Source organism: Noviherbaspirillum saxi (genome assembly GCF_003591035.1).
Taxonomy (GTDB): domain Bacteria; phylum Pseudomonadota; class Gammaproteobacteria; order Burkholderiales; family Burkholderiaceae_D; genus Noviherbaspirillum; species Noviherbaspirillum saxi.
On sequence record NZ_QYUO01000003.1, the window covers coordinates 1124572 to 1149223 of the forward strand.

A 24652-nucleotide genomic window follows, 5' to 3' on the forward strand; every position below is an offset into this window, starting at 1 on the left:
GGCGGACTAATCAGTTCGGCTGGATCATACGTTTCTGGTGTGGATCCCAGCCCTTGCGACAAGGACTTTTCCTGTTGGCGAGCGGCACATCTGGCTTGGACTTTTCCAAATTGACGGGCTTGCCATCGGGGGGAGGGAGGGTGTCTGTTTCAACCTTTCTCCAATACCCGCGCGGCGGCGCTTGATATTCAGAGACGGGGTGCCTTCGTTTTCCGTACGGTTGACGACGATAGCGGAAGCCAGTATTCATGCGGGTTGAGCTTGTCCTAAATTTTATGTGCGAGGCATATGATGTCTTTGACGACAAGGAGTCGATATGCCACGCAAGCCCAAGTACGAAGCATCGGAGCAAGCTTCCGTACAGGTGGTCGGCTATACGACAGTGGCCGAATTCAAGGAAGAAGCCGTCATTGAAGGATTATCCATGGCCGATTGAGCCAGTGTTATTGCTCAAGATCCAAAATCTGACATTATGGATATAGTGTAAAAATAAATTTCACAATCGACACGGCGACTAGACGACTTTTGCCCACTCATCCCAAGATGTAACATAGCACCGGTCTATAATGGGCTTTATTCAGCCAAGCATAAGTGATCTTCATCGGCGGTTCGTCTTGGGTCAAGTCGTGCAACTTGTACGCGTTCCGGGTCAGCCATTACTCAGATAATGCGTTGCCGCAGCCATTGCGCGAATTCCCGCTCACCTAAACTGCCAGCAGCAAGCGACATGACCGTTGCATACGCCTCGCTCTGATCAAACTGCAGAGTGCATTTATTCAAAGCGAGAAAAAGACGGGCAAGGATCCATGCTGTGCGTTTGTTTCCATCATTGAAACCATGATTACGCGCGATGCCAAATGCGTAAGCCGCTGCCAGATCAGCTGCATCTGGAGGAGGATTCCCGTAGGACGATAATTGTTGAGGCCGGGCCAACGCGGATTCAATCAAATTGTAGTCTTTGACACCAGCTATACCGCCGTGTTCGGCCAGTTGCTTGTCATGGATCGCATAGACAATGGACGGCGGAATCCACTCCCAGCTCATTTCGCCAAGGCCCGCAATAAATCGCGATCGTCATGCATGATTTGCTCGGCGAGTTTCATCTGACGCTCAAAAGTAGGATCATACGGAGTAAGGCGGAAGCTACCGTCCTCGGCCTCGGTTAAAAACAAGCGATCGCCTTTTTTAATCCCCATACGCTCACGAACTTCTTTGGGCACAATAAAGCCTTCGCTGGCGCCGACAGTGGTGAGTTTGAATTCGTACATACTTGCTCCTCTATATAATGTTCATTATATAGCCTGAGTTAAAAACGGCAAATCTGGCCCGTTTCTGAGCAAATTTCTTTCTCCAGGGAATCATTCTAATGGGTATTATGTAAAATTGAAACATTGCACTGCAGCTAAGAGTTTTAGCGACCCGTTACAGGCCAGGCCAGACGAACGTCATCTCACCGCTCTCGCGTACGGCACAAACCAGCTAAGCCGCCTATGATTGGATTCGCTGCCCCGGATCTATAGACGAGATAAGAAGTCCAGTCCTGCGGTTGCGCCAGCGGCGCGAAGTGACCGTAGGGCGAACGGCAGATCAACGTCTGGCAGGCGGGCATCTCTCCCGGCTGCGACGGCGGGAACAGAACGTCGCCGTCCCAGCGCATTGCGATGACCGGCAATGGCAGTTTCGCGTCCTGCCGGTCGAATGCGGCAGCGGCGACGCGCAAGGTCAGGAGCGCTTCAAGCGATACCGTGGCTGCCCACGCAGCGACCTCCGCGTCCAGTCGCTGCGCGGCACCGTCACCGAACTGGTGCTGCAACCAGCGCACATATCCGTAGCGTTCGAGCAGGGCGCGCCGCCAACTTGTGACAGCCTGTTTGCGCTCGTCGGGCGGCATGCGGATCATCGATTCAATCGCGGCCACTCCCTGCGGGTCAGCGCGTCCGCGAAAACCTGACGCCAGATGCAGCAACGCACCCAGGCCGTGCGGGCGCTGGCAGGCCATTTCCACTGCGAGGTATCCACCGAACGAGTAGCCGATGACCTGGTCGAATGTCGTGATGCCAAGCCGGTCGACCAGTTGCCACTGCGCCAACGCCATATCGCCCATGGTCACGGCCGGGAACGCACGGCCCAGATAATCCCCGGCGCCGGTGGAGCCGAACCAGGAGCCGAGGGTGTTGATGCACAAGACCATGTCGCCCTGCCCCGGGTCCAGCGCCTTACCCGGGCCGATGAACCCGTTCCCCCAGCCGGCGTCGGCGCAACCCGGGGCCTCCCCGTCAGGCAAGAACGCCTGATGGCTGGACGTAATGCCGTGGCAGAGCAGCACCCGCCGGCGTATGCGGCCTTCCGGCACGATCCAGTGGTAGGCGAGCCGCAGCGGGATGCTGATGCCGCAGGAGAGTTCGAAACCGCCGAATACCTTGCTACTGGTTTCAATATGGTACATCGCCGCGAATCGTCGTCCGGTAGATCAGGCGCCGCTTTTCGGGCGGGAGTTCGCGGGTCGTCGCGCTGTGCATCGTGCAACGGTTGTCCCAGATGATGACATCACCTGCATTCCAACGGTACGGAACAACGTAACGTGGGTTCGTACAATGTCCAAACAGCATCTCGAGGATCTCGTCGCTTTCCTGCTCGGACAGGCCGACGATCTCCGCGGTCATGCCGGGATGGACGAATAGCGACTTGCGACCGGTCTCGGGATGGGTACGTACCACCGGATGGAGCACGTCGGGGGTCGCCGCCCTTTGCTCGTCGGTCAGCTGCACCCGCGTGCCGCGCTCGGCTTTCTTTTCAAACGCGCGGTAGCGATGCACGGAGTGCAACGGCAGCAGGCGCTCCTTCCATTCCGGGCTCAGGTCTTCCCATGCCTGGTACATGTTGACGAACAACGTGTCACCGGCGCCTTCCGGGATTTCCTGCGCATTGAGCATGGTGGCCATCGCCGGGTTTTTCTGGAATGCCAGATCCGAATGCCAGTACGAACCGCCATCGGCGATGCCGATCGGCTTGTCGTCGACCACGATATTGGACAACACAAACACTTCCGGATGCTGCGGATGGTTGTATTGGGTCAGCAGGTGGATATCGAGGTCGCCGAAGCGCCGGCTGAATGCAACCTGTCCGTCCAGCGACAGGGACTGTGCCGGGAACGACAGCAGGCCGTAGCGCAGGAAGTTGTCGTGGATTTCCCGGAAGTCGTCATCGTGGATCTGGTTGAGGTCGATGCCGGAAACGCGTGCGCCCAGGCGCGCATCAAGAGCTTCAAATCGCATCGCTTAGTCCTTTTTGACATGTACTTTTGCGGGGGTGGCGACCAACGGCTCGCTGCCGTAGGGACCGATGAGAACCGGATATTCCAGCCGCATGCCGCCGATCTCCGGGTGGTACAGGTGGGTGCCGAGGGCCACCACCATGTTTTCCTGGACGACGTCAGTGCTGCGCATGTTGATGAAGGGCCGGGTACGGGCGCACGTGCCCAGTCCATGGCCAAACAGCGGAAGTCCGTAATCGGCGAGATCATGCTTCTTGAAGACTTCGTAACCCTGTGCCGCGCAGTCGGCGATCTTGCGGCCCGGCTTGAGCGATTCGAGCATCGTATCGGCCACCTCCTCCCAGCAATCGATCAGGCGCTGCTGAGCGGCATTGGGAGTGCCATAGAACACGGGCACGGCCGTATCGGCAAGATACAGGTCGAGCATCGGATGCAGATCGAGGATGACGAACTCGTTCTTCTGGATGCGCTTTTCGGTGGCCTGCTGGGTCACGCCCAAGTGGTACCCGGTACGCAGTCCCGATCCGACCTCGGTGCCACCCGTGATCGCCCACGACCAAACGCTACCGTGGTCGCGAATGGCGGCCTCGATCGCACCGGCGACATGGTTCTCGGTGACCCCCTCGGCAATGGCGTCATAGCCGGCCTTGAAGCCAATGTCGGACACATGCGCGGCGTGGCGCAACCGCTCGATCTCCGCCGGCGACTTAATCAGCATCAGGTCGTCGATATAGTCCACGCCGTTGACGAGCTTGGCGTTGGGCAGCGCCTCCTGGATCTGGAAGTACTCGTGCGCCGTCAACATGCCTGGCGCCACCTGAGCCGCACCCGGGTGGGACAGATCCAGTCCGATGGTGCCGCGGTCGGCACCCAAGTCCCGTAGGCGTGACGCAATCTGGCTAGGGAATTCGGTAAACGTGAAGCTGTGCAGCGGGAAGCCAGCACCCTCCTGCTTGACGCGGGAGGCATCCATCGCCCAATACACGACTTCACAGGCACCCTCCGCAGTCACAATGACCGCTCCGCGCCACGGCATGAACGCGCCGTACAGGTAATGCAACGATGCCTGGCGGGTGCCAACATAAGCGGCCACACCTGCGGCCTTGAGGATGGAGGCCAGCGCCTGGACGCGTACCTGGTAATCAATTTCTAACATTTCGTCTCCCTAGTTGGCTTTAGCGCCGGATTCCTTGACCACCTTGCCCCAGCGGATGGTCTCTTGTTTGATGAACTCCCGGAACTGCTCGGGCGTGCTGCCGACAGGCTGAGCGGCCTGGGACAGCAATTTCTCGCGCACATCCGGCACTTTGAGCGCCTTTGCAATCTCGGTCTGCAGCCGGTCCACGATCGACTTGGGCGTGCCCTTGGGCACTACCACACCGATCCACGATGACATGCTGTAGCCCGGCACGGTGTCGCTGATCGGGGGCACGTCCGGTAGCACCGGCGAACGCGTGTCTGTGGTTACCCCAATTACCTTGACCTTGCCCTGCTTGACGTGCGGCAGAACCGTCAGGATGGTGTCGAAGACCAGGTCGATCTGACCGCCCAGCAGGTCAGTGACAGCGGGGGCGCTTCCCTTGTAGGGGACGTGCGTCATCTGCACGCCAGCCATGCTGTTGAAGTACTCGCCCGACAGGTGCATCGAGGTGCCACTGCCGCCCGAACCGCGGTTCAGGTTCCGCGTCTTGGCCAGCTTGATCAGGTCGGCGACGTTATTGATGCCGAGGTCCGGCCGCACGGCAATCACCAGCGGATATGACACCACCTGGCTCACTGCCTCGAAGTCCTTCTGCGGGTCGAACTGCAGGTTCGAATACATGGTCTCGTTGACGGCGTGCGTGCCGAGCGTTGCCATGAGCAGCGTGTAGCCGTCCGGCGCACTCTTGGCAACGTAGTTGGCACCGATGTTGCCGCCTCCCCCCGGCTTGGGCTCGACGATCACCGACACGCCCATGCTCTTGGACATCTGGTCGGCGATCAGACGTGTCACCGCATCAGTCGGTCCGCCAGCGGCGGCTGGCACGACAAAGTTAATCGGTTTGCTGGGGTATGACTGAGCGACGGCGTGTGGAGCGGCCAACGCAGACACAAACACCCCGGACAGCGCAAATATGCGACACCACTGGTTCAATTTCATCTATGTCTCCTCCGAAGTTTCGTTTGCGTACAAATGTACGGGAAGTACTTCGAGAGACAGTGTATACTTCCGTACTAATGTACGCAAGCCGCTTTTCAAGAGAAATCAATGATGACAAAACAGCAAAACGCGTCGGCCGCCGAAACCGATGGGGCGCATTCTGACGCAACCGACCTCGACAGCACCGATGACGTCGACAACGATGGCGCGCGGTCTGCCTACTTTCTAGAGTCACTTGCGAACGGTCTGCGCTGCCTGGCCCTGTTTGGCGCCGACCAGCCGAGCGTCACCATCCAGGAGGCGGCAACACTTCTGGATGTGACGCGCCCGTCCGCGCGGCGACTCCTGCTTACGCTGAAACAAGTGGGCTACCTCGAACAAGTCGACCGCGACTTCCTGGTGACCCCCAAGGTCCTCGAACTAGGGTTTTCCTACTTCAGCAGCAAGGGCCTGCGCGCCATTGCCATCCCCTACATGGAGGCGGTAGCTGCCAAGACCGGCGAAACCTGTGCGCTGGGAGTCCTCGACGGCGTCGATATCGTGTTCCTGCACCGCGCCGAGCCGAAAAAGCCCATGCGCCTGGACCTGTCGATCGGTAGCCGACTGCCGGCTTTCGCCCACTCGATGGGACGCATCCTGTTGTCCCAACTCAATGACGAGGCGCTTGACCAGGCATTGCGTACCGCCGACCTCAAGCCATTTACTGATAGAACCGTGGTCGACGTCGACCAACTCAAGCAGGAAATCGCCCGGGTGCGCGAACGCGGCTGGTCGTTTTCCAACGGTGAGCTCATGGAAGGGATCGCCGGCGTATCACGGCCCATCTTCAACGCCAAGGGCCAGATCGTTGCTGCGATCAACATCAGCATGATCCTCGGCAACCATACCGCCGCCTACGTCGAGCAGGAGATGCTGCCGCACCTGACCCAGGCCAGTGAGGCGATCTCCCGCATCTACAGTTCGGTGCACTAAACTCCGCTGCAGCAGCCGCACGCACACACGTAGCACAAAGGATATCTGCCGTTGCTGGAGAAGGTGTTCAGGCGTTTCAAGCGAGCCGTTGGCGCCAGCTGGCGCGTGGACGAAACCTATGTAAGGATTGGCGGTGTCTGGAAATACCTGTACCGTGCCGTGGACAAGGAAGGCAATACGGTCGACTTCCTGTTGACGGCAAAGCGGGACAAGGCTGCGGCCCGTCGCTTTTTCGACAAGGCCATGCGCGAGAACGGCGTACCGGACAAAATCGCCATGAACAAGAGCGGTGCCAACAAGGCCGCCATCGATGACATCAATGTTGAGCGCGACAACAAGATCAACGTCCGCCGGGTCAAGTATCTCAATAACATCGTCGAGCAGGATCACCGGGCCATCAAGCGGCGCACGCGCCCCATGCTTAACTTCCAGTCGTTCCGGTCCGCCAGCAATGTCCTGGCCGGCATCGAACTCATGCACATGATCCGCAAGGGACAGATGGGCATGCCAAGCGCTGACACGATGTCTTTCGCCGACCAGTTTTACGCGCTCGCAGGCGTAGTCCGTCCAGCGTAACGCTGCAGCGCTACACGCACGCCCTCGCTCGCCTTCGGGCGGCTAATGCGATAGAACCGGAATGAGCGTTATCGTGCGCTGCAGATTCAATGTGCACCAAATCGTTCACTGCCCGTTTTGCAGTCGGCTGGTGGTCGATTTCCGTAAGTGTTGACCGCACGAGCAGAGGTAATGGAATGGACGCCCCTTCCAGCATGGCGATCTCTACATGTCGTGCGGCCGGAACAACGGGACCGGAACGGGCCGTTCCGATCCGGTGCCGGTCAGGCTGCTTGAAAGCGCGTTCTGCCTTGTTCAACAAGCTGCACCAGAAGCGGCGCAGGCGTCCAATGTTCTCCATGCACCTCGTGCAGCGTGCGAATCTTTTGCAGCACAGCGTCGATGCCGGACGTCTCGGCATAGAACATCGGTCCGCCGCGCCAGGCAGGGAATCCGTAGCCGTTGACGTAGACCACATCGATATCGGAGGCACGCTGTGCAATGCCTTCCTGCAAGATGCGCGCCCCCTCGTTTACCAGTGCCAGCACGCATCGTTCGACGATTTCTTCGTCGCTGATGGTGCGCCGGGCGATTCCCGCCTCCTTCGCGCATTGCACAATCAGCTCATCCGCGACCGAATCAGGGATCGGGGTGCGGCTGCCTGGTTCATACCGATAATAGCCTGCGCCAGTCTTTTGCCCGAAGCGTCCCAGCTCGCAGATACGATCCGCAAATCTGGAATAGCGGAGGTGCGCAGGGCGAGTCGCCGCGAGACGCTTTCGAGTAGCCCAGTTGATGTCTAGCCCCGCGAGATCGGCCATGGCCAGGGGCCCCATGGCAAAACCGAAGCGAGTCATCGCTCCATCCACCTGTTGTGGGGATGCCCCCTCTTCCAGCAGGAAGCCGGCTTCGCGCCAATATCCGGTCAGCATCCGGTTCCCGACAAAGCCTTCACAAACGCCAACAAGAACCGGAGTCTTCCCGATCACCTGCGCCATCTTTATGCAACTCGCAATCACCTGGTCCGAGGTGCGCTTGCCGCGGACAACCTCCAGTAACTTCATGACATTGGCGGGGCTGAAGAAATGCAGGCCGATCACGCTTTCCGGTCGTCTGGTAGAGGCGGCAATCTCATCGATGTTCAACCGGGACGTATTGGTCGCCAGGATCGCGTCCGGTTTGCAGATGTCGTCGAGTTGCCGGAACACGGACTGCTTTACGGCCATGTCTTCGAACACTGCCTCGATCACGAGGTCGGCATCTGCAAGTTTTCCCATGTCAAGGGTAGTTGCAATCTTGTCCAGGCGCTTCTTCACATCGTCCGGGGATAGCGTTCCCTTGGAGGCAGTAATCTCGTAGTTCTGCCTGATGAGCTTCAGGCCACCGTCAAGGGCCGGCTGGTCCTTCTCAAACATCGTCACCGAAATACCGGCATTGGCGAATGCCATGGCGATACCGGCGCCCATGGTTCCTGCGCCGAGGATTCCGACGCTCCTGATCGAACGCACAGAGGTGCCGGCAGCAAGTCCCTCGACCTTGAGCGCCTCGCGCTCGGCGAAGAACATATGTCGCAGCGCCTTCGACTCCGGGCCTGCGACAAGTTCGTCGAACAGGAAACGCTCGTAGTCCAGGCCTACTTCAAGAGGCAGACGCGTCGATGCTTCCATACAGGAGATGGCCGCGCGTTGCGCCCTTCCATTGCGCGCTTTCGGATTGACCGCGGCGGCCACGGCGCCGAAATCAATGCCATCGACGTCGGCCGGCGGCTTTTGTCCGATCACCGGATGCGGGCCGCCGCGATCCGCAACACTGCGTGCAAACTTCATCCCAGCCGCCATCACATCGCCTTCGATCAGCGCGTCGGTCAGGCCGAGCGCCACGGCCTCTTCGCCGCGCACCGGCTTGCCGGACTGGGCGAATTCAATCGCTGCGCGTATGCCCACCAGCCGGGGTAAGCGCTGCGTACCGCCGCCGCCCGGCACCAGGCCGAGATTAACTTCTGGCAGCCCCAGGCTTGCATCGGCAGTCGTGACCCGATAGTGGCATCCTAGCGCGAGTTCGAGCCCTCCTCCCAGCGCCACGCCGTGGATGGCGGCGATGACCGGCTTTTCCGAAAGCTCGATCGCTCGTATGACGTGTCGTAACATCGGCGCTTCCGTAGCGGCCGGCGTGTTGAATTGGCGGATATCGGCGCCGCCGCAAAACACCTTTCCTTTGCCCGTTATCACCACAGCACGGACATTCGCACTGTCAGTCGCCCGCGTCAGGCATTCGGCGATGCCCTGCCGTACCGTATTACCCAAGCCGTTGACTGGCGCGTTGTCCAGCAAGATCACCGCCACGCCGTCTTGCTCGGCGTATCGGACCGTATCGGTCACGACCACCACATTGTTCTCGATATTCATGTCTTCTCCAGGGATGGGAAACGTTAAAGCAGCTCAGGCGGCTCAGGTGGTGACAGCGAGCCGCGCATAGCGCGCGAGATGATGCCGCGCGTCGCCAAACGTATGTTCGATCGCGACCAACCGCTTCACATGGCGGCCAAGCGCAAGCTCGTCGGTCATCCCGATTCCTCCGTGCAGCTGCATGCCTTGCTGGCCGATGAACCGCCCGCTGCTGCTGCATTTGGCCTTGGCTGCCGACACGATCCGTTGCCGCTCAATGTCATCTGCCGAGTCCACGCGCATGGCGGCCAGCCAGGCAAGCGATCTTGCCTGTTCGAGTTCCAGGTACATATCAACCAGCCGATGCTGGACAGCCTGGAAGGAACCGATCGTGTTACCGAACTGCTTGCGCGTCTTGACGTAGTCGAGCGTGGCGTCGAAGATCGCCGACATGGCGCCGACGCTTTCAGCACAAAGAGCCGCAGCCGCGATGTCGGTCGCGCGCAGGATGGCCGGATAGCCCTCTCCTTCAAGACCAAGCAGTGCTGCCGGCTCCAACCGGACTCCATTGAAATGGAAGTCCGCGCATGGCATGCCATCGACGGACGCGTATTCGTTGCGCGTTACGCCGGGCTGACAAGGATCGAGCAGAAAGAGCGAAATGCCTTCGGGAGACAATAAAGTCCCCGAGGTGCGAGCCGATATCAGCAGCATGTCGGCAATGGCTCCGTGAATCACCACCGATTTTCGGCCATTGAGCACCCAGCCCCCGGAGTCGCGGACCGCCCGCGTTTCAACGTTGTGCAACGTGTAGTCCGTCTGCGGTTCTCCATGCGCGAATGCCACGATGCGCGTTCCGGTGATCACGTCGGACAACAGCTTCTCGTGGGCGGCATCCGACGGCGCATGCAAGAGCAACTGTGGACACAGGATCGCCGTGCTGACGTAAGGCTCCGTCACGAGGTGGCGCCCGAATGCCTCCATCACGACATAGGTGCTCGTCGCGTCGAAGCCCATGCCTCCGTATGATTCGGGGATGGTCAGACCCAGTAGCCCGAGGTCGGCAAATGCCGCCCAATGCGCTGGACTGTGTTTCCCTGCCGGCCGGGTTGCGTCATGCCGCGACTGGAGGTCGTAATTTCGTTGGAGATAGCGCGCCACGGCATCGCCAAGCATGCGCTGGTTTTCATCGAGATGAGCTTGCATTTCCATTCCTATAAGCCCAAGGCGACCTTGGAGATGATGTTCTTCTGGATTTCGTCCGTTCCGCCGTAAATCGAAATCTTGCGCAGATTCAGGCAGAAGCCGACAAGGGGGCCTGACCAATGCGGACTTAACTGATCTTGCGCTGGCTCGGCAAGGGAAAATGCCTCGGGCCGGAAAGGCAGCGCGTGTGTGCCCGCAGCCTCAACCTGATGTTCGGTGATCGCCTTGACGTGCGAGGTTCCCAGCAGCTTGAGCAAGGAAGCCTCGGCGCCGTTGCCTGCACCGGCTTGCACGCGTTCCATCAGCCGCAGATTGGTTTGTTCCAGCGCCAGCATGTCGACTTCCAGCTTCGCGATGGCGTGCGCCCAGACCGGATCATCAACCAGGGGGCGACCGTCGACCGTGCGTTCCCGGGCGATGCGCTTCAGGAACGCCAGCTCGCGCTTGTTCCGTCCCACGCGCACGGCACCGAAACGTTCGTGCGAAAGGAGGAACTTTGCATATGTCCAGCCGCTGTTGAGTTCGCCGACCAGGTTGACCAGCGGCACCTTGACGTTGTCGAAGAACACCTCGTTGATTTCCGTGTTGCCATCCAGAGTGCGAATCGGCCGGATCGAAATGCCGGGGGTACGCATGTCGACCAGCAGGAAGGAGATGCCGGCATACAGTCTGGCTTCTGGATCCGTTCGGACCAGGCAGAACATCATGTCCGCGTACTGTGCATACGTCGTCCACGTCTTCTGGCCATTGACCACGAATACGCCATCCTGTATCTCCGCGCGCATCTTGAGCGAGACCAGGTCGGAACCCGATCCCGGCTCCGAGTAGCCCTGGCACCACCAGTCTTCCCCGGAGAGGATGCGTGGCAGGTAATACGACTTTTGCTCGGCGCTTCCGTAGGCCATGATGACCGGGGCGACCATGCGTAACCCAAAGGGCACCGTCTCGGGGGCGCCGGCGATGGCGCACTCCTCGTCGAATGCATAGCGCTGCATGAGGGACCAACCGGTGCCGCCATACTCCACCGGCCAGTTGGGCGCCACCCATCCTTTCTCGAAAAGAATCTTGTGCCAGCGCAGATAATCTTCCTTTTCAAGGCGCTTGTGTTCGAGCACCTTTTTCCGGAGATCGCTTGGCAGATTGTTTGCAAGGAATTCCCGCACCTCCGCGCGAAAACTCGGCAGGTCGCTCAGGTCGCTATCGTTCTGTTGTTCCATATCTATGCCTTTTGAAGCTCGAATCGGAGCGCGGCGCCGGTCATGCTCTGCAATTGCGCTTCCGATATGCCTTGAACCATTTCGCGCACGCAAAACCCTGCCGGGGTAACGTCGATGACTGCGAGGTCCGTGTAGACACGCTTGACCACGCCGCGGCCCGTCAGCGGCAGCGTGCAGGTGTCGAGCAGGCGGGGTTTTCCGTCGCGCGTGGCGTGCTCCATCAGCACGTACACACGCTTCGCGCCTACCGCCAGATCCATCGCGCCGCCGACCGCGGTCGCGACTCCGGGTTGACCGAGCGACCAGTTGGCGAGATCGCCAGTCGCGGAGACCTGATAGCCGCCAAGGATGCAGTAGTCGAGATGGCCGCCGCGCATCATTGCGAATGAATCGGCGTGGTGAAAAAAGCTGCCGCCCTGCACCAGGCCGACAGGCAGCTTGGCCGCGTTGGCGACATCCGGATCAGGCGCTTCACCGGATTTGAGCGATCGCATGCCGAGAATGCCGTTCTCGCTGTGAACGATGATTTCATGTTCGGGATTGAAGTGGTCCAGCACCGTCACCGGGAGGCCGATGCCCAGATTCACGTAGGCGCCGTCCGGAATATCCTGCGCGACGCGGCGTGCCATTTCATGACGACTAAGTTTCTTGATCACGTGCGATCCTCCACAGCACCACCGGCAATCTCAATGACACGTTTCACGAAAATTCCCGGCGTGACAATCGCCTCGGGATCAAGTTCGCCGAGCGGCGCCGATTCCTGCACCTGCACGACCGACACCTTGGCAGCCATACACATGAGCGGCCCGAAATTGCGCCCGGCTTTGCGGTAGATGAGATTCCCCCATCGGTCCGCAGTCAGTGCCTTCACCAATGCAAAGTCGCCCCGAAGCGGTGTTTCAAACACATACCCGACGCCGTCGATGACGCGAGTCTCCTTGCCCTCGGCCAGCACCGTTCCATAGCCGGTTGGCGTGAAAAATCCGCCGAGCCCTGCACCTGCGGCCCGCAAGCGTTCAGCAAGCGTGCCTTGGGGTACGCATTCATATTCAATCCGTCCTTCCGCGTAGGCAGTTTCGAATGCCGTCGCTTCGGCCCCCCTGGGATAGGAAGCCAGCAACCTGCGCACCCGCCCCATTCTGATCAGACGTGCCAATCCTTTGTCGTGGCTGCCGCTGTTGTTGCAAACCACAGTAAGATCGCGCGCGCCCTGATCGACCAGTGCGTCGAGCAGATCGACCGGCTGTCCAGACAGGCCGAAGCCGCTGACCAGTACGGTTGCCCCGTCATGAATATCGGCCACTGCCTCGGCAGTGGACTTGAAGAATTTATCGATCATGAGAAAACATCTCGCTCTGCAAATGGATCAAAGTGACGTTGAGAGAAGCGCGGTTGCCTGGCTCGACAATACGCCGCCGTTTCCGTGCACCAGCGCCACTTCGGCATCCCGTACCTGTCGGGCATCGGCTTCCCCGCGCAATTGGGTCACAGCCTCGATGATGAGAAAGATGCTGTACATGCCGGGATGGGTACATGACAAGCCACCGCCATTCGTATTCATGGGGAAATCGCCACCCGGCGCAATCCTGCCCCCCTCGACGAATGCGCCTCCTTCTCCCTTCTTGCAGAATCCCAGGTCTTCCAGGAACAGGATGGGATTGATGGTGAACGCGTCATACAATTCCACGACATCCACATCGGAAGGACGCAAGCCCGCCTCCGCATATGCGCGGCGTCCGGAATCCACGGCAGGCGTGACGGTTACATCGTCCATACAGGATATTTGTCGATGCCAATGCGCATGGCCAGTGCCGAGCACATAGACTGGCTTTGCATGCAGTGCCCTTGACCGCTCCGCAGACGTGACGACGAACGCCCCTGCACCGTCGGTCACGAGGCAGCAGTCCCGCACGGTGAGAGGATCTGAAATCATTTTCGCGCCCAGGACACCATCGATGGAGAGCGGATCACGAGAAAAGGCGTCCGGATTGAGTTGTGCCCACTGCCTTGCCGCAACAGCCACTTCCGCAAGCTGTTGCCGCGTCGTACCGTATTGATGCATGTGCCGTGCCGCGGCCAGCGCATAGCTGGACACCGGATTGAACGGCTTGTACGGATGCTCGTAAGGCTGGGGATCCAGTTCCGCGCGCATCTGGTTGATCCGCGAACTGCTGGGCACGCTGCGCGGCGTGCTGCCGTAACAGATCAGGACGTTCTCGCACTCCCCCGCGGCAATCGCCATTGCGGCAATCTTGAGGTCGGCAATGAACGAGGAACCGCCAAACATCGTGCTGTCGGAGAAACGCGGACGGATACCGAGATATTCCGCCATCCGCATGACCCACCACGGTGAGGTCAGGCTCGACGTGATGATGCCGTCGATGTCCTTCATCCTCAGGCCGCTTTGCTCAACCGCCCTGCAAGAGGCCTGCGCAATGATTTCCTGTTCCGTACGGCCACCCGCATGGCCAAGTCCTGCCAAGCCGGTGCCGAGAATGGCAACCGCGCCACGTTGCTGATCAATCACGATCTCGCTCCTTCCGGAATAAAGACGAGCAAAGGCCCTTCGGTTGTCTGATCGATTCGCGCCCGGACAGCCATCCCGATCCGCACCTCGTCTACCGGAATGTCGACCACGCGGCTCATCAGGCGTGGACCTTCCTGAAGGTCCACGAGACATACCGTGTAGTCGCCCCCGGGCCGACGGACGATCGTCGACGAATACACCACCCCGGCACCTGCAGGCGCCACCCATTCCAGATCTTGCGACCCGCAGTGAGGGCAACATACACGTGGAAAGAAGTGATGGCGACTGCATGTTCTGCAACGAGGGATCTCGAAGATTCCCTCCGCCAGTTTGCCAAAGTAACGGGCATCGGCACTTGGAACATCTGCCGGCATGGCCATCTCGGAACTCTTCAGCATTCGATTCAATCCTCCACTTTTACACCGGTCAGTTTCACGAGTTGGTGCCACTTGTAGACTTCTCTGCCGACGTACTGGCGCACCTCCTGGACCGGAAGATCCCCCCGGGCTCGCTGTTCTGTGCTTTGAGTTTTTCCTTTATTTCGGCCGAGTTCATGAATTTGTTTACGACTTTGTTCAGCCCGGATACGATCTCGGCCGGCGTGCCAGCCGGAGCGTAGAGACCCAGCCAGGTGTAGACGTCGAAATTCTTGTAGCCAGACTCCATCAATGTCGGCAGATCGGGAAACAGCGGGCTGCGCGCTGCGGTTGTCACTGCAATGGGACGCAGCTTGCCGGCCGCGACAAAGCTCGCCACGCTCATCGAGTCCTGGAACGCTACCGACACCTGGCCAGCGACCGTGTCATTGACCGCGGGCGCAGCGCCCTTGTAAGGAACGTGCGTCAATGTGATGCCGCTTTCGTGACGCAGGAGTTCGCCGGCAAGGTGAGTGGAACCGCCAGCACCAGCCGATGCGTAGGGAACGCTCGGTTGCGCTTTGGCCCACTTGAGAAACTCGGGAACATTGTGAGCCGGGACTTGCGGGTTGACGACCAGTAAATTGGGTGACTTGGCCAGAATCGCGATCGGTTCGAAATCCTTGACGGGATCGTAATTCACTTTCTTCCGGGTTGAAGGCGCAATAACATGTCCGGTCGCGCTCACCAGCAACGTGTATCCGTCATTAGGGCGTCGCGCCACGTATTCCGTTGCCAGTTGCCCGGCTGCGCCAGGCTTGTTCTCAACGACGAAAGGTTGCTTGAACACCTGCGAAAGTTCACGTGCCAGGATGCGGGTTACCGTGTCGGTCATTCCACCCGGGGCAAATGCAACAATCACCGTCACCGGTTTTTGCGGCCAGGATCCCGTTTGCGCGAAACCGGGGATTGCAACAGAAGCGAGGGTTGCGAGACCCATTCGTGATGCAAGGCGAAATGCGAAGGCAATTGTTGAAGTCAAGGCCATGTTGTCTCTTCCGTAGGGTGTAGTGGTCTGATTGGATGGTCACGTCATCGAGGCAGTGACCAACACAGTGTAGAAGCGATAAGTTTGCAGAGCCATCCGAAAGTTTCGAACGCAGACTTAGACGAATTGAAACGCCCGCCGCAGGCAAGTACAGGCGTCCGATCCGCAAACCGGCCTGCCATCAATTGACCCGCCTTTCCTTCAGAACCTGGGTGGTGACTAGTGGGTCACTAGTACTACTGCGTCATAAGTCCATCGCTGTCAGGCTCCTTCCCCCTCGCAGGGGGAAGGTTGGGATGGGGGTGCGGCGGTTGAGCATGAGATTACGATAGCTCGAACGCACTACCCCCACCCTAGCCCTCCCCCTGCAAGGGGGGAGGGGACCTTACAACGAAATTTTGTGACGCAGTAGCACTAGCTGGAGCATCGGATACACAACCCTTCTTATGCCTTCTCTTGTCGTGGCATCCAAATTTCGTTATATCCGGTATCTAAAAACGGTCTTGGACATATAGCCATCCATGCACGATATTACACACCCAGTACTTGCATCTTTCCTGCATTTCCCCCTGGATGGAGACCTATATGAACCAAACACGCCGCTCCTTGTTGCTCGGTGCTGCCGCTTCGATTATCGCTGCACCCGGTTTCGCGCAGTCTTTCGGCTCTCGCTCAATGCGTATCGTCGTGCCCTTCTCGGCCGCCGGCCCGACTGACTTCATCGCCCGCTTGTTCGTACAACAGTTTGCCGAAGAGATCGGTATGCCAGTCATTGTCGAGAACCGTCCCGGAGCCAGTGGAAATCTCGGTACCCAGCATGTGATCGACTCGGATCCCGATGGCATGACCTTGGTTCATACCACCGCTGCAATGCAATCGATCAATCCGATGATGTATCCGAGCGCCAGGTTCCACCCGTCCCGCGACCTGGTGCCCGTAGCGCTTACTGCGGCGATGCCAAATGTACTCGTGGTACATCCAAACTCAGGCGTCAAGACAATTGACGACTTGGTGCGCAAAGGGAAGCAGCCAGGCGCCCAACTGACCTTCGCCACGTTCGGCCCGGGAAGTTCTCCTCACGTCTATGCTTCGATACTGCGCAAAGCGACAGGTATCTCGGCCATAGCTGTTCCCTATAAAGGCAGCGGCAACGCAATCAACGATGTTCTTGCAGGCAACATCGACTTTATATTCGACAGCATGACGACGGCCGCCAGCCATGTCCGATCCGGGAAGCTTCTCGGCCTTGCCATCACCTCCAATGAACGGTCCGCGCTTCTGCCTAACGTGCCGACGTTGAAGGAGACAAAATATGGCGAATTAGACCTGAAGTTCTGGTTCACGCTGCAGGTCCATGCCAAGACGCCAAAAGACATGATCGAGCGCCTGAGGACAGCGAGCGCAAAGGCGGTCAAGAACAAGACTTATATTGACGGACTGCTATCTCGCGGCGCAGAGCCGTTCTATGTAGAACCTTCCCAACTCTCCGCCTTCGTCGAGAAGGATACGCAGCGCTGGACTGCTGCCGCGCAGTCCATTGGCATCAAGCCCGAGTAAGCAGGCGGGACTTTAATTTCCAAAAGAAGCAGACGCTATGCAACCACTTCACGGACTCACAGTAGTCGATCTCAGCAAGGTGCTCGCAGGACCCTTGTGCGCGCAATACCTGGGCGAACTTGGTGCAGATGTCATCAAGGTAGAACCAGTGGATACGGGCGACGACACACGCGGCTGGCTACCGCAGGATCACGGACAGTCAGCGATCTTTCTGGCGGTAAATCACAATAAGCGAAGCATTGCGGTTGACCTCAAAAGCGAGGCTGGCCGCAAAGTCGTGCACGATCTGGTTCGGCAAGCGGACATCGTCCTGCAAGGATTCGGTGGTGGCACTGCCGCGAGACTTGGGGTTGATTATGAAACCCTCTCGGCGCTCAACCCAAAACTTATCTATTGCGAGATCTCAGGTTACGGACGCACAGGTCCCCTAGGCATGGAGCCCGGCTATGACGTCATGTTGCAAGCGTTTAGCGGCATGATCAGCACCATGGGAGAACACGGTGGTGCCTATGCACGCGCCAGCTTCTCGCCCGTAGATATCGGAACAGCGATGCACGGCGTCAGCGGCGTCCTTGCCGCAGTCATCGAGCGCAGCAAAACAGGCAAAGGCGTGTATCTCGAACTGTCGTTGATGGAAACCGCTCTTGGCTTTATGGGGTATATGGCGCAGAGCTATTGGCGCACCGGGAAGAACCCACAGCGTATGGGCACCGCTCACCCCTCCATGGCACCGTACCAAGCATTCGAAGCCGCCGATGGCCCGTTGATGATCGGTGCCGGCAATGACGGCCAGTGGAAGCGCTTCTGTGCAGTCGCTGGGCTCGAAGCGTGGGTTGATCATCCTGACTTCGCCACAAACGCCCTGCGCGTGAAGAATTTGCAGAAGACGACAGCCTTGGTACAGGATAGGGTACAGACAAAGACGGTATCTGAATGGATTGCCCTTTTGCGCAACGCTGGAATCCCATGTTCACCTGTCAATACGCTCGGCGAGGCTCTCGCACATCCGCAAGTACAGGCACGTGGGCTGGTTGTCCGTACTGAACATCCCGTGCTCGGGACCTTGCAAAACATTGGCTTTCCCGTTCGGTTCCGGAACGAAGACCGTGCCGCCTCTCGCCCGCCACCGCTACTGGGCGAGCATAGCGAGGAGATTCTAAGCGCCATCGGCTATACCAGCGAGCACATTGAACAGCTCAAATCGGACGGGGCTATTGCCTCGTCTTCGACGGCTGCAATCGGCGCGTAAATCAACTGATCACGCCAGTGAAAGAAAGGATCAAATATGTCGACAATCCAATATGAAGTTAACGAAGGCGTTGCTGAAATCTTGTTCAACAATCCCCCGGTCAATGCACTCTCCGAGGAGATGCTGGACGAGTACCTTTCGCTGCTGCGACGTGCCTCAACGGACGCAGCGGTGCGTGCGGTGATCGTCGGCAGTGCAGTTCCAGGGCGCTTTTGCGCCGGATTGAACCTGCAGGCAATCCATAGGGGCGAACTTGGCAAAGTGCGAGCCCTGCTCGACCGTCTCTACATTCAGATGACGGAGACACAGTTCAGCCTGGGGAAGCCGAGCATTGCCGCGATCGATGGGACTGCCCGCGGGGGCGGCATGACGCTGGCCATCTCTTGCGACATGATCGTGGCAAGTGAAAGCGCGACATTCGGTTATCCGGAGATCGACGCCGGCGTACTGCCATCGATTCACTTCACTCACCTGCCGCGGATCGCTGGTCGTCATCGAGCCTTCGAACTGCTTTTCTCCGGGCGTTCGTTCGACACCGCTGAGGCAGTCTCACTCGGCCTCGTTAGCCGGGTAACGCCTCCGGGTGAGGTGCTTGCGACGGCGCGCGATCTTGCCCGGTCCATTGCCGGAAAGTCCGCTGAGGTGATACGAATCGGCCGAGCTGCGTTTATGAGTGCCAATGACAACGGCTACCGTCAAGCAGTGGTAGCGGCGGCGGATAGCTTCTGCAATGTTGCTGCCACAGCCGATGCACGTGAGGGCATTGCCGCCTTCGTCGAGAAGCGCAAACCGGTATGGGGACGTTAATCAAACCTTCCACCATGTCCCGGGACTGCGTGCGCGAAGGGCTGGATGCGCGGCGCACAGTGGCGTTCGAAGGCTTGTTCGACGCCAGCAAGCGGCGAGTGGCGATGACCAACCCCGGCACCGCGCCGGAATACCTGGCTATGGCCTGCGGCGTTCTCGGCGCGACCGGTGCGGCGGGCGCTCCCGTTCCAGTGAGCGTGATCCGCGACAGCGCGGGACTGGTCACGCAGCGGGTGGTGGCGCACATCATCAACATCGCCTGCGAGATCGCGCAGCAAGGCATCGCCGAGCCGCTCGACATCGACCGCGCTGCCACGCTCGGCCTCGGCTATCCGCTCGGGCCGCTGGCCTGGGGCAACCAGCTCGGTCCGCGCACGGTGCTGTCCATCCTCAAGAACCTCGAACAACAGACCGGCGATGCCCGTTACCGCCCCAGCCCCTGGCTGCAGCGGCGCGCGCTGCTGGGCCTGTCACTACACCACAAGGAAACCTGATCCATGCTTGATGCCTATATCTACGACGGCCTGCGCTCCCCGTTCGGACGCCACGCCGGCTCCCTGGCGTCGGTGCGCCCCGACGACCTGGTCGCGGACGTCATGCGCGCGCTGGTCGCCCGCAATCCGTGGAAGCCGGAACAGATTGAAGACGTGATCCTCGGCGACACCAACCAGGCCGGCGAGGATGCGCGCAACGTGGCGCGCAATGCCCTGCTCGCAGCCGGCCTGCCAGTCACGCTCGGCGGCCAGACGGTAAACCGGCTGTGCGCCTCCGGCCTGGCTGCGGTGATGGATTCGGCGCGCGCGGTGACATGCGGCGAAGGCGAACTATTCATCGCCGGCGGCGTGGAAAGCATGAGCCGCGCACCGTTCGTGGTCGGCAAGTCGGAAACCGCCTATGGCCGCGATTTCAAGGTATTCGACAGCACCATCGGCGCACGCTTTCCGAACCCGAAGGTGGTCAAGGAATACGGCGCGCACACGATGCCCGAGACGGGCGACAACGTTGCACATGAGTTCGGCATCACCCGCGAGCAGGCCGATGCCTTCGCGCTCGCGTCGCAGATGAAATACCACGCCGCGCTGCAGGACGGTTTCTTCGCGGGCGAAATCCATCCGATCAGCGTGCCCACCGGCCGCAAGACGCCGCCCGTGATGGTGGGCCAGGATGAGCATCCGCGTCCGGAGACGACAGCGACGACACTGGAAAAACTCAAGCCCTTGTTTGAAGGCGGCGTGGTCACCGCGGGCAATGCTTCCGGTATCAACGACGGCGCCGCCGCATTGCTGGTCGGCAGCCGCGCCATCGGCGAACAGGTCGGCAAGGCACCGATGGTGCGCATCCGCTCCGCCGCCGTTGCCGGCGTCGCACCGCGCATCATGGGCATCGGCCCGGTATACGCGATCCGCAAGGCGCTCGACCGTGCTGGGCTCAAGCTGTCCGACATGGACATCATCGAAATCAACGAAGCCTTTGGCAGCCAGGTGCTGGGCTGCCTCAAGATGCTCGAAGTCGATTTCAACGACAGCCGCGTCAATCCCAACGGCGGCGCCATTGCCGTCGGCCATCCGCTCGGCGCATCGGGCGCGCGCCTGGCATTGAGCGCAAGCCGCGAACTGGCGCGCCGCAACGGCCGCTACGCCGTGGTCAGCCTTTGCATCGGCGTCGGCCAGGGCTTGGCCGTCGTACTTGAACGCGTTTGATTTCGATATGGAGCGATAGACGTGACAACCGTTATCCGTAACCCCAAGGACTTCTGGTCCGGGGTGATTTTCATAGGCTTCGGCCTGGCCGCTATCATCGTCGGCGGGGATTATTCAATGGGAACGGCCGGCCGCATGGGCCCCGGGTATTTCCCGACCATCCTCGGCGGCATCCTGGCCGTCCTCGGCGTGATCGCCGTCATCCGCTCGCTGCTGACAAAGCATCGCGAGGCGGTCGGCAAATGGGTGGTCAAGCAAGCGACGCTGATCATCGTCGGCACGCTGCTGTTCGGCGTTTTGGTGCGCAACGCCGGCCTGATCGTCGCCATCCTGGTGCTCGTCATGCTCAGCAGCTTTGCCAGCGTCAAGTTCAAGGTCGGCCCCTACCTGCTGCTGGCCGCCGGCATGGCTGCCTTCTGCTCGCTTCTATTCGTCCAGGGGCTCGGCCTGCCGATGCCGCTCATCGGTTCCTGGTTCGGCTTCTAAGGGAAACAATACATGGAAATCATCTCCAACCTGGCGCTCGGCTTCGACACCGCGTTCACGCTGTCGAACCTGGTGTACTGCCTGATCGGTGTGTTCTTCGGCACCGCAGTGGGTGTCTTGCCCGGCCTCGGGCCAGTGGCCACCATTGCGATGCTGCTGCCGGCCACTTTCTCGCTGCCACCGATCTCGGCACTGATCATGCTCGCCGGCATTTACTACGGCGCACAGTATGGCGGCTCCACGACCGCGATCCTGGTCAACCTGCCGGGAGAATCGTCATCGGTGGTGACTGCACTCGACGGCCACCAGATGGCGAAGAATGGCCAAGCGGGCAAGGCGCTGGCCACTGCCGCCATCGGCTCGTTCTTCGCCGGCACGGTGGCCACGCTGCTGCTGGCGCTGTTCGCCCCGCCCCTGGCCGAACTGGCGCTGAAGTTCGGTCCGGCCGAATACTTTTCGCTGATGGTGCTGGGTCTGGTCGCCTCGGTGGTGCTGGCGCACGGCTCGCTGCTGCGCGCCATCGGCATGATCATCCTCGGCTTGTTGCTGGGCCTGGTCGGCACCGACGTGAACTCCGGCACGCCGCGCTATACCTTCGATCTGCCGCAACTGGCCGATGGCATCAACTTCGTGGTGGTCGCGATGGGCATGTTCGGCCTGGGGGAAATCATTGCCAACCTGGAGCATGAGGCAACCCGCACGCTGGTGATGAAAAAGCTTACCGGCCTGATGCCGACCAAGGACGACCTGAAGCGCATCGTCGCGCCGGTGCTGCGCGGTACGGCACTGGGTTCGGCGCTGGGCATTTTGCCCGGTGGCGGCGCGATGCTGTCGTCGTTTGCCGCGTATTCGATCGAAAAGAAGATTTCGAAGAATTCGGCCCAGTTCGGCAAGGGCGCGATCGAAGGCGTGGCCGCCCCCGAATCGGCCAACAATGCCGGTGCGCAAACCTCGTTCATCCCGATGCTGACCCTGGGCATTCCCTCGAACCCGGTGATGGCGCTGATGATCGGCGCGATGATCATCCAGGGCATCCAGCCGGGACCGGCGGTCATGACGGAACAGCCGGCGCTGTTCTGGGGCATCATCGCGTCGATGTGGATCGGCAACTTCTTCTTGATCGTGCTGAATCTGCCGATGATCGGTTTGTGGGTGCGTATGATCACCGTGCCCTACCACTTCCTGTTCCCATGCATCCTGGTGTTCTGTGCGATCGGCGTCTTCAGCTTGAACAACAGCGAGTTCGACGTGTTCCTGATGGCGGGCTTCGGTCTGTTCGGCTACATCTGCAGCAAGCTGGAGATGGAATCCGCGCCAATGCTCCTAGGCTTCATCATCGGCCCGATGATGGAAGAGTATCTGCGCCGTGCGCTGCTGTTGTCGCGCAGTGATCCGATGGTTTTCCTGCAGCGTCCGATTAGTGCATTCATGCTCGCAATGGCACTGATAGCCATCACGATCGTACTACTCCCTAACCTGCGAAAGAAGCGCGAGGAAGCATTCGTAGAGTAGTGGCGTAGTGGCGTAGTGGCGCCGCGAAATTTGCTGCTTTTCAGGGACACCGTGTCCCATAGAACGGAATTCCATCGCCGCATCAGTTAAAGGACATATCGATGAGCTTGCGCAACATGCGTATCGGAACCCGGTTGGGAGCTGGCTTTGCGGTCATCCTCGCGCTTCTGGCCCTTGTAGTCGTGGCTTGCACCTCGCTAGTGACACAAAACAAGAATTCATTGAAACAAGGGTTGGAAACGGTCAACACCAAGGCAGAGCTCGTATCGACCATGAAAAGCGCTTTGCTTCAGAGTGGGATCGCCATGCGCAACATGCTTGACATAGCGGCGGTCGGGCAGCAGAAAGTCCGCGTAGATGCGCAAAACAAGTTGTTCGCGGAAGCGCGCGGCAAGCTGATGAAGATGAAGCTCTCCGCACAGGAAGAAGCCATTCTTGCCGAACTCGACAAGGTGGACAAGAGCATCGAGAACCAGTACCGCCAGGCGATCCGGCAAGCCGAAAACATGAATTCCGAGGGCGCCGCCACGATCATTACCAGGCACATCGACCCGATGAACCTCAAGTCGGTGAATGAGATCAACAAGCTGCTCGACATTCAGCGCTCCGCGGAACGCAAGGTGTTGACAGACTCCGAGGATGCCGACCGGATCCTGGCGATAACGCTGTTTGCCATTACCCTGGTCGCGCTCGGGCTCGGCGCGGCCATCTCCTGGCGTATCACGCGCAGCATCACCAGGCCGCTGAACGAGGCCGTGAACCTCGCAAGCCGGGTGGCCGCAGGCGATCTTACATCCGAGATCCGGGACAAGGATAGGGATGAGATCGGCCAACTGCTCGCGGCTTTGAGCGACATGAATGGCGGCCTGAGCGCCATCATCGGCAACGTGCGCGCCACCACCAATACCATCGACAGCGTTTCCCGGCAACTGGCGGATGACAGCAGCGACCTTTCGGCGCGCACAGAGTCCCAGGCTGGCTCGCTTGAGGAGACGGCTTCCGCCATGGAAGAACTGGCCTCGACGGTCCGTCAGAGCACCGACAATGCGCGGCAGGCAAATCAGCTCGTGCAGTCGGCATCGAATACTGCCGTGCGCGGAGGCCAAGTGGTCGGTCAAGTGGTGGAAACCATGACATCCATCAAGGATAGTTCGCACAAGATTGTCGAGATCATTAGCGTCATCGACGGCATCGCATTCCAGACGAATCTCCTTGCCTTGAATGCGGCGGTCGAGGCGGCGCGCGCCGGAGAGCAAGGCCGCGGTTTCGCCGTCGTTGCCTTGGAAGTGCGCAATCTGGCGCAACGCTCTGCATCCGCCGCCAAGGAGATCAAGACGCTGATCAGCGATTCCGTGGACAAAGTCGACGCCGGCAGCGAGTTGGTGAGTCAGGCTGGAACCACCATGGAGGAAGTCGTGACGAGCATCAAGCGCGCGACCGCCATCATGGCGGAAATCGCGGCAGCCAGCGAAGAGCAAAGTGCGGGCATTGAACAGGTCAATCAAGCAATCAGCCAGATGGACAAGGCAACGCAGGAGAACGCCGCACTGGTGGAAGAGACTGCGTCCGCAGCCGCAATGATGCAGCAACGCGCCGGCAATCTTGCGCAAGCCGTCGGTGTATTCAAGCTGACACATTCCCGGGATTAGGCTGCACATTTCC

22 protein-coding genes and 2 pseudogenes are annotated in these 24652 nt (G+C 59.7%); 10 read left to right on the forward strand and 14 right to left on the reverse strand.

Annotation, left to right across the window (positions count from 1 at the left end):
* Positions 1–660 precede the first annotated feature (660 nt).
* From D3871_RS28170 to D3871_RS28195, 6 genes are all read right to left on the reverse strand, one after another.
* Positions 661–1044, reverse strand: coding sequence for a type II toxin-antitoxin system death-on-curing family toxin (locus D3871_RS28170; RefSeq protein ID WP_119772367.1), 384 nt, complete (start codon positions 1042–1044; stop codon positions 661–663).
* A complete protein-coding gene (locus D3871_RS28175) occupies positions 1041–1268 on the reverse strand; it encodes an AbrB/MazE/SpoVT family DNA-binding domain-containing protein (protein ID WP_119772368.1) in 228 nt (75 codons plus the stop codon). Before D3871_RS28175 ends, D3871_RS28170 begins: the two co-directional genes overlap by 4 nt.
* A gap of 182 nt (positions 1269–1450) precedes the next feature.
* Positions 1451–2446 (reverse strand): alpha/beta fold hydrolase, encoded by a 996-nt coding sequence (locus tag D3871_RS28180; RefSeq protein ID WP_119772370.1) that lies wholly within the window; start codon positions 2444–2446, stop codon positions 1451–1453.
* On the reverse strand, positions 2433–3275 hold the full coding sequence (locus D3871_RS28185) for a TauD/TfdA dioxygenase family protein (protein ID WP_119772371.1): 843 nt from the start codon (positions 3273–3275) through the stop codon (positions 2433–2435). Before D3871_RS28185 ends, D3871_RS28180 begins: the two co-directional genes overlap by 14 nt.
* 3 nt (positions 3276–3278) lie before the next feature.
* Complete coding sequence (locus tag D3871_RS28190) at positions 3279–4430, reverse strand: M24 family metallopeptidase (protein WP_119772373.1); 1152 nt, start codon at positions 4428–4430, stop codon at positions 3279–3281.
* A gap of 9 nt (positions 4431–4439) precedes the next feature.
* Complete coding sequence (locus tag D3871_RS28195) at positions 4440–5408, reverse strand: Bug family tripartite tricarboxylate transporter substrate binding protein (protein ID WP_420799686.1); 969 nt, start codon at positions 5406–5408, stop codon at positions 4440–4442.
* A gap of 114 nt (positions 5409–5522) precedes the next feature.
* Between D3871_RS28195 and D3871_RS28200 the strand changes: the two genes are divergently transcribed.
* Together D3871_RS28200 and D3871_RS28205 are read left to right on the forward strand one after the other, a co-directional pair.
* Positions 5523–6386 carry an IclR family transcriptional regulator domain-containing protein gene (locus D3871_RS28200; RefSeq protein WP_119772376.1) on the forward strand — a complete coding sequence of 288 codons (864 nt, stop codon included), beginning with the start codon at positions 5523–5525 and terminating at the stop codon, positions 6384–6386.
* A gap of 45 nt (positions 6387–6431) precedes the next feature.
* Positions 6432–6962 (forward strand): annotated as a pseudogene (locus D3871_RS28205) (IS6 family transposase); the annotation flags it as partial.
* A 263-nt stretch (positions 6963–7225) separates the two neighbouring features.
* On the opposite strand, the gene D3871_RS28210 reads toward D3871_RS28205, so the two are convergent.
* Genes D3871_RS28210 through D3871_RS28245 form a run of 8 tightly spaced genes read right to left on the reverse strand, consistent with a single transcriptional unit; the run spans position 7226 to position 15679 of the window.
* Entirely contained in the window at positions 7226–9346 is a 2121-nt protein-coding gene (locus D3871_RS28210) for a 3-hydroxyacyl-CoA dehydrogenase NAD-binding domain-containing protein (protein WP_119772378.1), read from the reverse strand.
* Positions 9347–9388: 42 nt separating this feature from the next.
* Positions 9389–10531 (reverse strand): acyl-CoA dehydrogenase family protein, encoded by a 1143-nt coding sequence (locus tag D3871_RS28215; protein ID WP_158598107.1) that lies wholly within the window; start codon positions 10529–10531, stop codon positions 9389–9391.
* An 8-nt stretch (positions 10532–10539) separates the two neighbouring features.
* On the reverse strand, positions 10540–11748 hold the full coding sequence (locus D3871_RS28220) for an acyl-CoA dehydrogenase family protein (protein WP_119772380.1): 1209 nt from the start codon (positions 11746–11748) through the stop codon (positions 10540–10542).
* 2 nt (positions 11749–11750) lie between these two features.
* Entirely contained in the window at positions 11751–12377 is a 627-nt protein-coding gene (locus D3871_RS28225; RefSeq protein WP_199724979.1) for a 3-oxoacid CoA-transferase subunit B, read from the reverse strand.
* A 23-nt stretch (positions 12378–12400) separates the two neighbouring features.
* Entirely contained in the window at positions 12401–13087 is a 687-nt protein-coding gene (locus D3871_RS28230) for a 3-oxoacid CoA-transferase subunit A (protein ID WP_119772383.1), read from the reverse strand.
* 27 nt (positions 13088–13114) lie between these two features.
* Positions 13115–14278 (reverse strand): thiolase, encoded by a 1164-nt coding sequence (locus tag D3871_RS28235; RefSeq protein ID WP_119772864.1) that lies wholly within the window; start codon positions 14276–14278, stop codon positions 13115–13117.
* Positions 14272–14655, reverse strand: a complete 384-nt coding sequence (locus D3871_RS28240) for a Zn-ribbon domain-containing OB-fold protein (protein ID WP_119772865.1) — start codon at positions 14653–14655, stop codon at positions 14272–14274. The genes D3871_RS28235 and D3871_RS28240 overlap by 7 nt, the downstream gene beginning before the upstream one ends.
* 52 nt (positions 14656–14707) lie before the next feature.
* Positions 14708–15679 (reverse strand): Bug family tripartite tricarboxylate transporter substrate binding protein, encoded by a 972-nt coding sequence (locus tag D3871_RS28245; protein ID WP_338016872.1) that lies wholly within the window; start codon positions 15677–15679, stop codon positions 14708–14710.
* 585 nt (positions 15680–16264) lie between these two features.
* Here D3871_RS28245 and D3871_RS28250 point away from each other — a divergent pair.
* The 8 genes and pseudogenes from D3871_RS28250 (at position 16265) to D3871_RS31495 (ending at position 24639) form a co-directional block, all read left to right on the forward strand.
* On the forward strand, positions 16265–17236 hold the full coding sequence (locus D3871_RS28250) for a Bug family tripartite tricarboxylate transporter substrate binding protein (protein WP_119772385.1): 972 nt from the start codon (positions 16265–16267) through the stop codon (positions 17234–17236).
* A 37-nt stretch (positions 17237–17273) separates the two neighbouring features.
* Complete coding sequence (locus D3871_RS28255; RefSeq protein WP_119772387.1) at positions 17274–18485, forward strand: CaiB/BaiF CoA transferase family protein; 1212 nt, start codon at positions 17274–17276, stop codon at positions 18483–18485.
* A 36-nt stretch (positions 18486–18521) separates the two neighbouring features.
* Entirely contained in the window at positions 18522–19292 is a 771-nt protein-coding gene (locus tag D3871_RS28260) for an enoyl-CoA hydratase/isomerase family protein (RefSeq protein ID WP_119772388.1), read from the forward strand.
* Between the two features lie 35 nt (positions 19293–19327).
* Positions 19328–19786: pseudogene (locus D3871_RS28265) on the forward strand (3-hydroxyacyl-CoA dehydrogenase family protein); the annotation flags it as partial.
* 3 nt (positions 19787–19789) lie between these two features.
* Positions 19790–20992 (forward strand): 3-oxoadipyl-CoA thiolase, encoded by a 1203-nt coding sequence (locus D3871_RS28270; RefSeq protein WP_119772389.1) that lies wholly within the window; start codon positions 19790–19792, stop codon positions 20990–20992.
* A 21-nt stretch (positions 20993–21013) separates the two neighbouring features.
* Positions 21014–21478: a tripartite tricarboxylate transporter TctB family protein gene (locus D3871_RS28275; RefSeq protein WP_119772391.1), complete on the forward strand. Its 465-nt coding sequence runs from the start codon at positions 21014–21016 to the stop codon at positions 21476–21478.
* A 12-nt stretch (positions 21479–21490) separates the two neighbouring features.
* On the forward strand, positions 21491–22990 hold the full coding sequence (locus D3871_RS28280; protein WP_119772393.1) for a tripartite tricarboxylate transporter permease: 1500 nt from the start codon (positions 21491–21493) through the stop codon (positions 22988–22990).
* Positions 22991–23091: 101 nt separating this feature from the next.
* Positions 23092–24639, forward strand: coding sequence for a methyl-accepting chemotaxis protein (locus D3871_RS31495; RefSeq protein WP_119772394.1), 1548 nt, complete (start codon positions 23092–23094; stop codon positions 24637–24639).
* Positions 24640–24652: the final 13 nt, after the last annotated feature.